13 protein-coding genes are annotated in these 15,205 nt (G+C 44.0%); 7 read left to right on the top strand and 6 right to left on the bottom strand.

The window, feature by feature from the left end:
* Positions 1-296 precede the first annotated feature (296 nt).
* From AC3CIA_RS09025 to AC3CIA_RS09015, 3 genes are all read left to right on the top strand, one after another.
* Positions 297-455, top strand: coding sequence for a hypothetical protein (locus AC3CIA_RS09025; protein WP_048659466.1), 159 nt, complete (start codon positions 297-299; stop codon positions 453-455).
* A 149-nt stretch (positions 456-604) separates the two neighbouring features.
* Positions 605-1,339: a chromosome partitioning protein ParA gene (locus AC3CIA_RS09020; RefSeq protein WP_102492239.1), complete on the top strand. Its 735-nt coding sequence runs from the start codon at positions 605-607 to the stop codon at positions 1,337-1,339.
* Positions 1,340-1,602: 263 nt separating this feature from the next.
* A complete protein-coding gene (locus AC3CIA_RS09015) occupies positions 1,603-1,836 on the top strand; it encodes a hypothetical protein (protein ID WP_488517984.1) in 234 nt (77 codons plus the stop codon).
* Positions 1,837-2,020: 184 nt separating this feature from the next.
* Here the strand turns inward: AC3CIA_RS09015 and AC3CIA_RS09010 are convergent, their stop codons facing one another.
* From AC3CIA_RS09010 to AC3CIA_RS08985, 6 genes are all read right to left on the bottom strand, one after another.
* The gene (locus AC3CIA_RS09010) at positions 2,021-3,562 is read right to left on the bottom strand and encodes an alanine/glycine:cation symporter family protein (RefSeq protein ID WP_054547673.1); all 1,542 of its coding nucleotides are present in this window, start codon (positions 3,560-3,562) and stop codon (positions 2,021-2,023) included.
* Between the two features lie 562 nt (positions 3,563-4,124).
* Positions 4,125-5,279, bottom strand: a complete 1,155-nt coding sequence (locus tag AC3CIA_RS09005; RefSeq protein ID WP_488517983.1) for an ABC transporter permease — start codon at positions 5,277-5,279, stop codon at positions 4,125-4,127.
* Positions 5,276-6,595, bottom strand: coding sequence for an ABC transporter permease (locus AC3CIA_RS09000; protein ID WP_488517982.1), 1,320 nt, complete (start codon positions 6,593-6,595; stop codon positions 5,276-5,278). Before AC3CIA_RS09000 ends, AC3CIA_RS09005 begins: the two co-directional genes overlap by 4 nt.
* A gap of 7 nt (positions 6,596-6,602) precedes the next feature.
* Positions 6,603-7,577 (bottom strand): HlyD family secretion protein, encoded by a 975-nt coding sequence (locus AC3CIA_RS08995; RefSeq protein ID WP_054547676.1) that lies wholly within the window; start codon positions 7,575-7,577, stop codon positions 6,603-6,605.
* Between the two features lie 3 nt (positions 7,578-7,580).
* Complete coding sequence (locus tag AC3CIA_RS08990; protein WP_054547677.1) at positions 7,581-9,035, bottom strand: TolC family protein; 1,455 nt, start codon at positions 9,033-9,035, stop codon at positions 7,581-7,583.
* A gap of 216 nt (positions 9,036-9,251) precedes the next feature.
* On the bottom strand, positions 9,252-9,479 hold the full coding sequence (locus AC3CIA_RS08985) for a hypothetical protein (RefSeq protein ID WP_004733582.1): 228 nt from the start codon (positions 9,477-9,479) through the stop codon (positions 9,252-9,254).
* A 617-nt stretch (positions 9,480-10,096) separates the two neighbouring features.
* Here AC3CIA_RS08985 and AC3CIA_RS08980 point away from each other — a divergent pair.
* From AC3CIA_RS08980 to pgl, 4 genes are all read left to right on the top strand, one after another.
* Positions 10,097-11,749 carry an ATP-binding protein gene (locus AC3CIA_RS08980; protein WP_017093985.1) on the top strand — a complete coding sequence of 551 codons (1,653 nt, stop codon included), beginning with the start codon at positions 10,097-10,099 and terminating at the stop codon, positions 11,747-11,749.
* 69 nt (positions 11,750-11,818) lie between these two features.
* Entirely contained in the window at positions 11,819-12,514 is a 696-nt protein-coding gene (locus AC3CIA_RS08975; protein WP_004733584.1) for a response regulator, read from the top strand.
* Positions 12,515-12,951: 437 nt separating this feature from the next.
* Entirely contained in the window at positions 12,952-14,454 is a 1,503-nt protein-coding gene (zwf, locus tag AC3CIA_RS08970; protein ID WP_004733585.1) for a glucose-6-phosphate dehydrogenase, read from the top strand.
* A complete protein-coding gene (gene pgl / locus AC3CIA_RS08965; protein WP_488518890.1) occupies positions 14,451-15,185 on the top strand; it encodes a 6-phosphogluconolactonase in 735 nt (244 codons plus the stop codon). The genes zwf and pgl overlap by 4 nt, the downstream gene beginning before the upstream one ends.
* The last annotated feature ends 20 nt before the right edge of the window (positions 15,186-15,205 follow it).

Genomic DNA, 15,205 nt, shown 5'->3' with positions numbered 1-15,205 from the left:
CAGTCCTCACTTTTCTGGATTTCTCCAGCATAAAGCACCTGAAAGATTTACTTCTTCGGCGGGTCAATCTAACTAAATGTTAATATTTAGTTAAAAACCACTCTCCTGCAGTCTTCATCGGAACAATTACCTAAATAATTAGGTAATCTGTAGACGTATCCTAGATCATATAAAATGTGATGTCAGCTACAAAATATCTGTTTGCTTAAATGTTGTTCAACTAAATGATCAAACAACGAGTCTCTGACGTAACTTGCTTATTTAAATGGTATAAAATAGAGAAACAAGGAGGAGTTATGACTCGACTAATAGCGATTGTTTTTTTATTGGCTTTGGCATTTGTGCTGTTTCGTTACCGGACAAACGAAAAACTGCAAAAAGGGGTAGTGATCGTTATCGTTAGCAGCTTCCTTTTGTATACGGCGAGCTTGATGATTTCGGAGTTAACTCGTTAAACCTGTCTTTGAGTAGATAAGACGAACGTGTAAGCAAAGCTCAAGTGCTTCTGGCTTGGGCAATAGGTTTAACTGAGCTTAAAGTATCAGTATCAGTATCAGTATCAGTGACCGTGTAACGTTAAACAAATTTTTGGGAGTACCCGCTAGTGAACCAGCAATCTGGACAAAGCGAACAAGATGAAGTGGTTGTTATTGAAGAACGCGATAAGCGCAGTCAGCTTTATATCGGCATTGCTGCGGTTATAGGTTTGGCGTTAGGTGGCTTGATCGGTTCTACAATCACGGCTTCGAAGTGGGAGTCCACTTATCAGGTACTCGAAACTCGTTATCAAGAACTGAATGACAGCAAAACACAGTTGATGACATCCGTTGAAACTAAAGTGGCAAAAGTCGATACCGAAATCGATGCAAAAGTAGAAGCCGCTCTAGTAAAACAAACAGAAGAACATCAAAAAGAGCTCCAAGACCTAGCGAAGCAGTCTTCGGTTTTAGAGAAAGCGAACTACTCGTTAGAGCAGCAGCTAAACGAACAGAAGCAAACGTTAGAGCAAACTCAGCAAGACAACCAGAAACTTAATCGTCAGGCTGACATGCAATCGACCTTGTTTGAGCGTTCGCGTGAAGTTTTCCGAAAAGAATTGCAGATCTCTCAAGAACTTGAAAAGCTTGAGAAAGAAAAAAATGAACTTGAGCAGAACCTTGGTTCTCTAAAGAAAGCGTGCGACGTTTTCTTAGATGGCACATCATGGGATGCTAAATCTGACGCGTGTGAGAAGCAGGATAACGCCAACTCTCGTCTGAGTGATATCAGACAAATGATTGAAGTCCACACCATGGATCTTAAGCAGATCAAAACGCTCACTGAAGAGATGGGTCTATAAGCCACAGGCTTTATTCAACCCAAAGATAGTTTACAGTAAATATTGAAACGCCCACATCACACACGTGATGTGGGCGTTTTGCGTTTTCTGGGGAGCATAGATCCGATGCTTTCCCATTATTGATTATTTGAGTGTTTTCATTGTTTGCTTAGATATTTGTGAATAGTTACGTATATCCACAATGATATGTTACTTGTTGTCTATTAAATGACTTTGCATACATATTTTCAGATCAGAGTCGCTGCATAATAGTATTGTTCAGGATGAACACGCAGTCGATTGCTAGCTCGCATTTGGCTGCTTTGACGACAAGGGATGAAGTGATGCCAGAGTACCTTTGTGAGAACTGCACCATAGCTTATTGTCTCGATGATTGTTGTTCGCCATTAGCGCAAAAAGAGATGATCGAAGTAGAAGAATTAGTTCGTCGTTTCGACGTTGAACATGATGGTGAAAAGAGTGAAAAGAGTGAGCAGGGCATTGAGGATAGTAAATAGCCCAACCATTCAGGCATAAAAATCCCCACAAGCAAAGCTCGTAGGGATTTGGATAAGTTGCAGTCCTGTTCTCGCTTTCTCAAGCAAAGGGTCTTACAAAAATTTTTAGAACAGTCTCGTTTATTAGAACTGTATCGTTATGAGACCTAAACTAGTTATCAGATCAACATCATTCTACTAAACGTTATTTATCGTAAGTTTTGATTTCACCTGATTTCACACGAGCAACAAATGATTGCAGTTCTTTCTTCACAACAGGCATTAGGAAGTACAGGCCAAGAATGTTGAAGATAGACATCGCAAAGATGGCTGCATCAGAGAAGTCGATTACCGCGCCAAACTGAATCGTCGCACCAATAACAACAAACACACAGAACATCACTTTGAAAATCAGTTCCGTTGTTTTGCCTTCACCAAATAGGTAAGTCCAAGCCTTAAGACCGTAGTACGACCAAGAAATCATCGTCGAGAACGCAAACATGATTACCGCGAGAGCAAGTGTGTATTTGAACACTTCTGCCGTTTCAGTAAACGATGCAGCAGTAAGCGTTACGCCCGTTAAACCTGTTCCATCATATGGACCTACGTTTAAGCCAGCGATAGTGATTACCAATGCCGTCATTGTACAAATGATTACCGTATCAACGAATGGTTCTAGTAGTGATACAAGACCTTCAGTGATTGGTTCTTTTGTTTTTACTGCTGAGTGAGCAATTGCTGCTGAACCTACACCTGCTTCATTTGAGAATGTTGCACGTTTTAGACCTTGGATTAGGGCACCAATGAATCCACCAACCACACCTTCACCGGTAAATGCACCTGTAAAGATTGCGCTGAACGCAGGGCCAACTTGATCAAGATTAGAACCGATAACAATCAGAGCCATACCGATATACAGAGCAGCCATCCAAGGAACAACTTTTTCCGTTACCGATGCGATAGAAGGCATACCACCAACAATCACAGAGAAAACTAAAGCAGCGAGTACAAGGCCAGTGATCACACCGTATTCACTCGGTACATCGAATGCGTAAGTTAACATGGCATGTGCTTGGTTAGCTTGGAACATGTTACCGCCGCCCAACGCACCTAAAATACACATTAACGCAAAACCAATTGCAAGGGCTTTACCTAGTCCACCGAGTCCTCTTTCGCTTAGGCCTTGGCTTAGGTAGTACATTGGACCACCTGAAACAACACCGGAAGGTAGAATAGTTCGGTATTTCACACCTAAGGTACATTCACAGAACTTAGACGCCATACCCAGAAGACCACACAAGATCATCCAGAATGTCGCACCAGGACCACCAATTGCGAGTGCAGCACCCACACCGGCAATATTACCAAGCCCAACAGTTCCAGAAAGCGCGGTTGTTAACGCTTGAAAGTGAGAAACTTCCCCTTCGTGTTTGGAGTTAGGGTCTGTGTACTTACCTTTAATAATGTCTATTGCCATCCCGACACGTTTAAATTGAACAAAGCCAAAGTAAACAGTAAAGATGATCGCAGCGAGCAATAGCCAGCCAACAATGATTGGGAAGTTTGCTTCACCAAGTGGAACACTTTTAAATATTAATCCAACGAACCAACCTGTGTAGTCATTGAAAAAACCATCAACACTTTGGCTCAAGTTACTGATACTTTGACTAAATGATCCTTCTTCTGCAAATGCACTGGAACTAAACAATAATATAAACCCAAAAAATAATTCACGTAAGTTTTTCATGGTTTTCCCTGTCTTTTTATTAAATTATGTTTGCTGCTGTTGTGTTTGTTTTTTATTTGATTTTTTACATTTCAGTGATTTATCTACTTCATTAGACGGCAACATAAACGGCTGTAGCTAGGTCGAAAAACGAAATAAATATAAGTACTGATCTTGCTTTGTATGGATATCCTTTTGGTATGTGAACCAATCAGACTATGGTATTCGGCCTACCAAGCCCTACTGATAATCCTATACATAAAAATAATACCCTCAAAGAAATTTTTACAATAAATTTACAATTGTTCGGGTTTTGTCATTGTTTTGGAATAAGTCGATGCTTTTTAGGTTGCAAAAGGCATATGCAGTGGCTGTTATAGCGACGGGCTAAGGTGAAGTATAGTGGGGGATCACAGGGAAGTCGGCGAGTTTGATTATTCGATATGTGCTTGTGAAGTGTTTAAACAATTGATGGCTGAAGATGAAGTTAGGCCAGAGGGCATTAAAAAGGCCCTTTATCAGAGCCATTTTTAATGATTTACGATGAACATGAGGTTTAGCGTTTAGCGTTTAGATACTAGAGTTAAACCGAGCCAGTGATACGTTTACTCGACTTGTGGTAAAGCTTAAGTGCTAATAACGAACCCCATAAAGTGACTTGTCCCCATAGTAATGTCCATTGAGATGCCACTTCTTGCCAAGATGCACCCATCTGATTAAGCGCTAAGAAACCTTGGATAGCTGGTGTGCTTGGGAATAACTGTGACAGCAGTACTAACCATTCAGGCATCATTTCAACAGGCCAGATAAAACCTGAAGAGAAAATCAGCGGCATTGAACTGATTAACACCACAACCGTGACTAACTCTCTTCTTGGCACTAGCTCACCAATAAAAATCCCGATCAAACAACTGGCCAATAAGAAGGGCAGCAGTAAGGTCAAAATTTGTGTCGTTGAGGCGAGCAAATTTATTCCATACATCGAAAAGCTCGCGCCGAAATAGTACATCGACAACAAGTAATAAATACCAACTAAGGTACAGCAGCGAGCAAGCATCAGTTTCGCCGGAGAGGTCTTACTCCAATAGCCAAACGTAGATTGAGCGTTTTGGGTTGCCCCAACTAAACCAGAAGCCATGGCTAAGGTTTGTTGCAGGATCAACACAAAGACGGCTGGAACCACGTAATCGATATATCCCATGCGGCTATTGAACGTTGGTTTTAGGTTCAAGCTAAACGCGCTGTAGCCTTTGGCTGCGGATTCTAAAGGCACTCCTTCTACTAACAAGTGACTGACCTTAACTTGTGCAGCTAACGTGCCACCTGCCTTGGCAAGTCCTTCAACAATGGTTCCATACACTAAGAAGTAAGAAGCATCGCCGGCGTAAGAAAGCGTCGGGCTCTTACCGAGCAGCAGGTCTTTATAGAAATCTTCTGGAATGACGAGGAACCCACCGATCTCTTGGTTAAGTACGGCTTGTTTTGCATCTGCGATGCTGGAGTCTCGACGTACCAATTCGATTTGAGAGGTGGCATCCACCATTCGTTCTAATTGGTAGCTGCTTTGACTCTTGTCCAAGTTTACTACCGAGGCTCTAAGCTGCTGAGGAACTTGGTGCGTGTAAGGCAATGGATACAAGAATGAATAGAAGACCACACCACCAAATACCGTAAGAAGTACAACAGGGTTACGCAGTACCGCTAACAGTTCTTGCTTGAGCAGTTGAGTAAAGCTCATCGTTTTACTCCTTGTGGTGCTGATTGTTCAGATTTCTCTTGCTGTGTTGAAGGTGTTGAAGGCGTCGCTTTTGCAGATAGAACTGCTTGGGCTGTTAGATCCGTTTGTGCAGACAGAGCCGATTGCGCCAAGTGTTTCTTAATCAACAACATCACCACGAAAGCAGGAATCGCATACCACAACATCGAGGAGAGGCTGATAAGCGACTGTGCCGCGCTCGCGCCATAACTTGATTGTGCTGTTTGTACTTCGATGTAGTGACTCACGGGCAACAAGCTTCTCCAGATTTGCGCTGGAGTGTTCATGTCGGTTACTGGAAAGGTAATGCCCATGAACGCAAAGCTTGGTGCTGTAAAGGCGCCAGCGAAACTCATCGCCCTTGCTGGATCAAGCGTTAAGAAGAAAAACAAACAACCCATGACGATACAACTGATGACGGTAAGCAGTTGGGCGACGGTCAGTGGCACAAAACTGCCGTTAAACGGCCAGTCTAAGAGGACATAGAACCAAAAGCTAAACGCGATACCAAACATCAAAAACAAGACAAGGTAGGGCGCTAGTGTTGATGTTAGTGACTTCATAGGGGCGTTGGATAACCAAGCATGAAGACCACGTGCTCTAACGTTCGCCGTCAAAACCAATATCGTGCCCACCACAATCATGATCTGCCATAGCGCTGGAATAACCGCAGACACCAAGAATTGAGCATAACTGGTGTTCTTGTTGAACAATGGCGTGATCTGGCTTTGCACTGTTACTGCTTGGCCTAATGCGGATTGCACCGTGGTATCACCGTGTGATAACTGCTTAACGACCTCAAGTTGCGCGTTAAAAGTCCCCTGAGCCTGCAACAACGCCGAATTCACTAGCTTACCTATCAAGATAAATTGGCTGTTGTAGAACACAGACACTTGCGGATTCAATCCGAGCAGAAGGTCTCGGTCAAAATGCCTTGGCATCACAACATAACCGTAGATATCACGTTCAATCATCGCTTTCGCCGCTTCACTCGCCGAGCTGTATTTCTGAGTGACTTGCAGCGTTGGTGATGCATCAACAAGGCGTGTGAACTGCTGCGAAATTTGGCTGTGTTCCAAGTCAACAACCGCAACCGGTAAGTCACGAGCGATCCCTTGCGAAAAAATCAGCCAAATACTGGCAGCAAGAAGCAAAGGTATCCAAGTTAGGCAAGACAACAACCATTTGTCTTTGCGGACAATCGCCCACTGCCTAAGCAAGGTATTCTTCGCTCTATGATGCTCAGTTGATTGCGAGCCTCTAGATTGCGAATCTGTAGATCGAAAGTTAGCAGACATACGTCACCTAAAGCTCAACCACTAGGCTCATGCCCATACGCAGTGTTTCGCTCGTATCGACAGGGTGCGCTTCTACTTCAAAAGTACGTAAGTCGAAGCCTTGTGCTGCGTCTGTTGAACGCCAAGTCGCGAAATCACCCATTACGGCGATGTGAGTCACTTGGAAAGTTAATGATTTATCCAGAGCCGGTAGGTACGCTTCAAACTGGCTGCCTTTCTCGAAATGCTTAAGCATATCTTCACGCACATTAAGTACTGCCCATGCATCCTTGGTGTCGATAACAGTCACAACAGGGAAACCTTGTGGTGCGAGCTCACCGCTGCTTAATAGCACCTGAGACACTTCGCCATTAAACCAACTGTGGATCTGTGTGTCTTTTGCGTAAGCTTCAACTTCCGCCACCGCACCTGCCGCCATTAATGCTTTTTGAGCGGCTGCCACTTTGGTTTCGTCACGAGCGCCTTCTCGTGCTAATTGATACATTTGGAACGCAGCACTTTCGGTGTACTTCGCCGCTTGCCACTGTGTTTTTGCTTCATCGCGTTTTTGCTCGGCAACGACACCATCGTTGTAAAGGTTGTTTACACGTTGGTAGGTTTTGTCCATAAGATCGGCTGCCGCTTTTGCTTTCAACCATTGGTCTTTAGCGGCTTGGATTTGCTGAGTACGGGCACCATTCTCTGCTTGTTTTGCTAATGCGCCAGCAGCTTTTTGACCTGCTTTTGCTTGTTCTAGCTTCGCGTCAATCTCAGGGCTAAGAAGAGAAAAGATCAATTCGCCTTTTTCAACTGAATCGCCTTTACGCACGAATATTTCATCAATTCTGCCAGGTACTTTCGATGAGATGCTGTATTGCTGCGCATCGATTTGACCTTGAAGCTTAACCGGCTGAGGTTGGTAAGCTTGGTAGAAACTGTATCCGACCCAGCCAATAACGCCGATACCAACTAAAGATAGAAGAAGGGGCTTAATAGGTTTCATGAATTATCCTTTTGACTGGCTATCGGTGTCTGTTTTTGAGTCGAAGTCAGACGGAACAGAAGAGGTTAAGTAACTCGAGTAAGCATTCATTTCGCTGGTTAGCGCTAATAGCTTGTTCAGAGAGATTAGGTATTTGAATCGCGCAGCAGATTGTTGGGTTTTGATGCTCGCAAGGTAGAGCTCTGCATCAACCACTTCTAGCGAGTTCGAGAGTCCTTGAGTGAAGGCTTTTTTACGGAGTAATAGGTTTTCTTGAGCCAAAGCCAAGCTTGAGTTGAGGCCTTGAACCTCTTCAATTGCTTGGTTTGCTTCAAGGTAAGTCTTCTGTACCAACACGGTTAAGTCTTGCTTAGCTTGCGACTTCAGGAATTGAACCTGTGAGACAGCACTGTGAGCGGCGGCTACTTTGTCTGAACGGCCAGAAGTATCAAGCAGCGGCACATTCACACCAATGCCAACTAACCAATCGGGTTTCATTTCGCTGGCGAGAGAGTCATCTTCATACAGGCTGTAATCACCGTAAAGGTACACTTCTGGATAGTATTTACCTTTCTCAGCTTTAATTAAGCTGCTTGCTTGTTTCTCTTTTGCATCAAGAATCTTAAGGCCGGGATAGGTCATGAGTGTTTGATCAATGAACACATCCATATGAGGCAGGTTCTTATTGATAAACAGTTGCTCTGAAGGTTCTACACTTTGGCTCTGGCCAAGGATTTGAGTCAGCGCTAATTGAGCAATCTTAAGATCGTTTTGAGCTTTAGTTCGCTCGACAACCGCTTTGTCTAGTGACGCATCCGCTTGCAAGCGTTCTACTCGTGCGATTTGCCCTTGTTGTTCAAGCTTGATGGCGAAATCACGATGCTGAGTTAAGCCAGCTTCAACGGCTTGACGCGTTTTCACGACGTCTTCCGCTAAGATCACCGAGAAGTAATATTTACTTAAGTCTTCGTAGCGAGCTTGTCTTTCCATCAACAACTGGCTTTGCGCTTCTTCGCTTTTACCTTCAGCAGCATTTTGCGCAGCGGTAATTCGCCCGCCTGTGAAGATAGGCCAAACCGCGCGAATGGAAGAGCTAAAGATGTCTTGTTCTGTAATGGTTGAGGTAACGCCGCCAAGCCCACTTAATATAGGCTGAAGAATACCTCCAACTGCGCCTAAATTTGGCACGCCACTTAAGCTGTCAGTGAACTGCTCACCATTAATCGTCACGTCACTATCAAGGTGCGTGTAGTTAGCCCCTAAGGTAATAGAAGGCAAGTTGAGGCTACTCGTTGAGTTCTGAAGATGTTGATAACGTTCAACATTGGCTTGTTGAGCCGCAAGTGAGTTGTTGTTTTCTTGTAATATTTGCCACGCTTCAGAAAAAGTGAGCGGGGCAGCATAGCCTGGCGAAGTCACAGTGCCGAGAAGCATACTGGCGATCGCAAGGTATCGAAATTTTGGTTTGGTCATCTGCATTAAATACCAAATTAGAGTATTAACTCTAATGTTAACAGGGCAATAGTCATTTGTCTTGATTAGATTCTCTCACACTTGGAGACAGTCTCATAACTCGTTAACCAAGTGTAAATAAGATTGAGTGATGAGGGTATCAGAGATAAATGAAACTTAAAAAGCACGCATAAGCGTGCTTTTTAAGTTCAGTATAGAAGCGTTTTTACAAAATGAAGTGGCTTATTTAAAGCCAGGACAATGGTGATCGGCGCGCCACACCAATTGTCTTGAGCCTTGCATTGTTTGTAATAAATCTCTGCCCGACATTTGCGGGAACGCTAACAATACCTTGAGATCGAGAGGGGAGGTACCGTCTTTCTCATAGGCTCTTACGTGAGTAAAAGTCGATTGCAAGTGTTTGAACAGCATGGTCTTAGTAAGACAAATTCCAAAATTATCGCGTTTCATTGCCTGGTTTCCTTTTCAACAATGTTTATACGTTATGTTTTTAATCCTGTTTCTATTGGACGTTGCCACTGATCGATACTTCCTGCTCATCAATGTTTTATTATTGGGCGCTGCTTTATCAGGCACCTCTGAGTTGTCATGCTGGCCTATAGTGTGAATAGAGATGTATGAATGAGGTTAGGTTGATAACCTGTTTGTTCAACAATCCTAGCGGCGAGCGTGCAACGTTTCGTTATAGATACGTCCAGTGAGCGAAGAGTTGTTGTCTTTTTGTTAACCGAAATTTCGATTTAAAGCAGAGTCTGAAAATCATGACTGATGGCTTGGCAACAATAAACTTCTTCATATGCAACTATTATAATTGTATTTATTTTAAACAACCTAAAAAACACCTAAAAGCTTAGTGATCTAGCTCAATGTTTATTCGTTTATTTTGATTTTTAAGCTAATCCGTTCTAAAAGCGAACGATTAATCGAGGTGAACAACGTAAAGGATTATCAATTAATAATCTGCTCAATTATTTAGTTGAGTAACAGTCACAAATTCGCGTACGTAGAAAGGTCATCTAATTAACTTGGTGTTAACATTGCTCGTCTAACACTAGGGACGGTGGAATATGAAATGGAGTAGTATCAGCTTCCGTAAAAGGCTGCTGATTATCATGACGGTCACTGGTCTTGTTGAACTTTTGATACTTTCAGCGGCTGGTTTTTATTATATCAAACAATCTCAAGAACAAGAGATGGGTTTGAAAGCGTTAGGTGTTGCTGAATTTCTGTCTGAATCGCCACTTGTCACCAGCATTATTCAAGAAAATGGAACGATGGGCCCTAATGGCGCTCCCTACGTTCTGTCTGAAGAAACTCAAGTTAAATTTCGAAACCTTACCCAGCTCATTGGCGCGGCGTTTATCGTTGTGGGAGATGATAAAGGTATCCGCCTGATTCACCCTTATGACGACAGGCTTGGTAAACCAATGCGCGGTGGTGATAACCAAAAAGCATTGGTGTTGGGTGAATCTTATGTGTCGACGGCCAAAGGATCACTTGGCTTCTCTGTCCGTGGGAAATCCGCGGTTAAAGACCCACAAGGCACTGTCATTGGCGTGGTGTCGGTTGGCTATTTGTTGGACTCGTTACAAGACCGAATCGAACCTTATTTAGCCTTTTTGATTGTGATGGCGTTGCTGGTGGTTGCGGTCAACGCTTTGATTTCAAGCTATGTGTCTCGTCGCTTTCAACGCGCTATTTTAGGCTTTGAACCCGAAGAGATCGGCCGACTGTATGTCGAGTTAGATGTGACTATGAGTACCGTGAAAGAAGGTATTCTGAGTATCGATAAGCACGGAATTTTACGTTCTATAAATAAGAGTGCCTGCGATATTTTGTCTATCGATAGAGAGTCTGCACTAAACCAGCAGCGCCTTTCAGATGTATTGGCCGGCAGTGATTTAGAGCAACTGTTATCCACTGGTGAAACCGATCACGACGTCGAGCTGTACCTGAACAATAAGCGAATCGTTGCCAACCGCAGCCCAATTATCGTGGCGGGTGAAGTCGTTGGGGCGGTATCCAGCTTTCGATTGCGAGATGAAATCAACGACTTAACAGACCAGCTCTCACAAACCAAAGAGTATGCTGATTTACTCCGTTCACAAACCCATGAGCATCAAAACAAGCTCAACACCATTAGTGGCTTGATCCAGATGGGCGAGTTGGATTCAGTACAGCAGCTGATTGGCCAAGAAACAGCACACTATCAAAGCTTGATCGAGTTCTTGCGTGAAACCGTTAAAGACCCGCTCATTGCAGGCATGCTCTTGGGGAAAACGGAGCGTGCGAGAGAAATAGGCTTAGAGCTCAAAGTCGAAGAAGGCTCAAGGCTTGAAGCATTGCCTAGCTGGCTGAACGCGGATGACGTTGTCACAATTCTTGGCAACCTGATAGATAACGCCTTTGATGCCACTATGACGGCTATTAAGCAAGAGGGTCAAATTACTCCAGCGCGTCGAGTTATTGAAGTTTCAATCAGTGATTTTGGTAATGAAATTATCGTAGAAGTAGAAGACAAAGGGTGTGGTTTGCCGAAAGACTTGGCGACGAAAGCACTCACCGAAAAAGGCGTATCAAGCAAAGCGAAACAGAATCGCGGCGTCGGTTTGTATTTAATAAAGCAACTGGCAGACCGATATCAAGGACAGCTTGAAATGGTCGACAACCACGATTTTGGTACGCGAATGACGGTTTATCTGCCAAAAGAAGCACAATAATAATTAAGCGCGAAGTGATCGAGTGAAGATCATCGTGACGGAAAAAGCATGGTTAAAGGAAGAACATAAATGAGCGCAATCACGAGAGTCATGGTCATTGAAGATGATATTGCGATTGCAGAGCTACACCATCGTTATTTAGAACAGATGGGTGGCTTTGATGTGGTGGGGATTGCGACCACGCAGTCTGAAGCGTTAATGCAATTAGACATATTAAAGCCTGACTTGGTTTTGTTGGATGTGTATCTGCCGGATGGATGCGGGCTTGATATTTTGAACCACGTTCGTGGTAGTAATCAGGGTTGTGATGTGATTTTGATTACTGCTGCGCGAGACGTCGATACCTTGCAACAGGCAATGCGCGGTGGAGTCGTGGACTATCTGCTCAAACCTGTGATGTTTCCTCGCTTAGAAGCGGCGCTGAAAAAATATCAATCGCAGCTGCAAGAGTTTGAAAGTGTGTCTGATTTGAACCAAGGTTTGGTCGATAAGATGCTGCAAGCCAACGCGAAAGCGGACTCAGGAAAAGTGTCAACATTACCCAAAGGAATTGATGGCGTAACGCTTGATAAAATTAGAGCCATTTTTCAACAAGCCGACATTGCTGATATTACAGCAGATGAAGCAGGTGAACGGATTGGAGCGAGTCGAACCACTGCTCGACGCTATTTGGAATTTCTAATCACGACTGGCGAGTTAGTGGCTGACTTAAATTACGGGTCAGTAGGCCGCCCAGAACGCTGCTACAACAAAGCTAGAAGATAGATTTAGCGACAACAAGTCACAAAGACAAACGCGATGCTGTCAAATAAATATAAAGCCAGTTGAATAGGCTGGTTTTGCCTTTCTCTCCATTTCCTATTATTCACTCCACCGACCAGATACCGTTCTTTCTTGACTACAATGTTTGAGAATACCGATTTGCTTCACTCTCGGGCTCGGCTAACTGAGCTATCGATTAGAATTTGTTCGAAATGAGTCAATATTTAATCGATTGCTTTCACAGTGGTTGATGTAAATCAAATACTCATAGACAATACTGTCCCGAATAGAGGTGATAGCTTTCACCCTCGTTTACCAAACGCATTCTCAAGTGTAATAGGCACTCGCTATTGATGTAATAGCCAAGACCTATTATCTATTTTCGTATGTCGCTGATACCTTTGGCGAATACTAAAAACCTTGTTTTTATAGGAAAGATGATGGTAATACCTGAAAACAGCAGCATCGTTATTTTTGGTGCATCGGGAGATCTAACTTACCGCAAGTTAATTCCTGCTTTGTACCACCTGTATGCTAGCAATCAACTACCAAAATCCTTTGCGATTCTTGGAGTGAGCCGTACTGAGTACAGCGATGAGTCTTACCGTGAGAAGCTGAAGAAGTCTCTTCAGGAAATGGAAAAAACTGAGCCAGAGACGCTGAATGCATTTATTGAACATCTGCATTACCAAGCGATCAACACTTCAGATGTAGACGACTACGCTCGTTTAGCACAACGTCTAGACAAGCTTGAGCAAGACTACCAATTCGAAAACCATAACACATTGTTCTACTTGGCAACCCCGCCAAGCCTATACGGTGTGATTCCAGCAAACCTTGCTGCGCATGGCCTGAACGACGAAAAGAACGGCTGGCGTCGTCTGATCATCGAGAAACCATTTGGTTACGACTTAGCATCAGCTCAAGCGTTAGATGAAGAGATCCATCATCACTTCCAAGAACACCAGATCTACCGTATCGACCATTACCTTGGTAAAGAGACGGTTCAAAACCTTCTAGTGCTTCGTTTCTCAAACGCGATGTTTGAACCACTGTGGAACCGTAACTTCATTGAATACGTTGAAATCACAGGTGCTGAGTTCCTTGGCGTTGAAGAGCGTGGCGGATACTACGACGGTTCTGGCGCAGTTCGTGACATGTTCCAAAACCACTTGCTACAAGTATTAGCAATGGTTGGTATGGAGCCACCAGCTCAAATCAATGCGGATTCAATTCGTGACGAAGTGGTTAAAGTACTTCAGTGTCTGAAACCACTGGAAGAAGACGACCTGCGTAAAGATTTGGTTCTAGGTCAATACACAGCATCAGATGTTCGTGGTCAGCACTTGCCTGGTTACCGCGAAGAGCATGGTGTCGCAGACGACTCTCGTACTGAAACGTACATTGGTCTTAAAGCACACATCAACAACTGGCGTTGGAATGGTGTTCCTTTCTACGTACGTACGGGTAAACGCTTACCAACACGTGTGACTGAAATCGTGATTCACTTTAAGAACACGCCACACCCAGTGTTTGGTCAAGATGCACCAGAGAATAAGCTGATTATCCGTATCCAACCGGATGAAGGTATTCAGATGAGCTTTGGTTTGAAAGAGCCGGGTGCAGGCTTCAAAGCAAAAGAAGTGAAAATGAACTTCTCTTACTCTGACTTGCCTGAAACTCAAATGCTGACGGCTTATGAGCGTCTTCTTCTTGATGCGCTGAACGGTGATGCGACTCTATTTGCACGTACCGATGCAGTAGAAGCATGTTGGAAGTACGTTCAACCGATCTTAGATCTCAAACAAGACCCTCAAGCACTGTTTGGCTATGCTTGTGGTACTTGGGGCCCGCAAGAAGCCGATGAGCTTCTGCAGCGTGATGGCCGCGCATGGCGTTTCCCATGCAAAAACTTAACAGACACGGATTACTGCGAACTATGATCAATCACAAGATCTTTGCAACGCCTGAACTGGTCGTTGAAAACCTAGCAAATGAAATGAAAACATACAGCGAGCAGGGCAAACCTGTTCACATTTCATTGTCGGGTGGCAGCACGCCAAAAATGCTTTTCAAGCTTTTAGCTCAAGCGCCATACGCAGAAGGCATTCAATGGAATAACCTTCATTTCTGGTGGGGCGACGAACGTTGCGTGGCACCTGATGATGCAGAAAGCAACTTCGGCGAAGCGAACGCGCTATTGTTTTCAAAACTAAGAGAATTTTCTCAAGTAAACTTTCCGGCAGAGAACATCCACCGCATCCGTGGTGAAGATGAGCCTAAAGCAGAAGCAGAGCGTTTCGCAAAAGAGATGGCAGACGTGATTCCAACTGAAAACGGCACGCCAGTTTTTGATTGGATTCTGCTAGGTGTTGGCGCAGACGGCCACACAGCTTCACTATTCCCGGGTGCAACTGACTACCAAGATGAGAACCTATCTGTATTAGCTTCTCACCCAGAGTCGGGTCAAATCCGTGTTTCTAAAACGGCGAAAGTTTTAGAAGCAGCAAAACGAATCAGCTACCTAGTACTGGGTGCAGGTAAAGTTGAGATCGTTAAAGAAATTCATACAACTCCTGCTTCAGAACTGCCTTACCCGGCAGCAAAAATCCAGTCTAAAACTGGCGAAACAGAGTGGTTCCTAGATTCAAATGCAGCAAGTGCTATCGCATAAGTGCGAATAGCCGCAAGGAG

The sequence above is a fragment of the Vibrio sp. QJM3NY_27 genome, assembly GCF_057785955.1.
The sequence above is the reverse complement of the archived record's forward strand: the minus strand, read 5'-3'. Positions and strand labels throughout refer to the sequence as shown.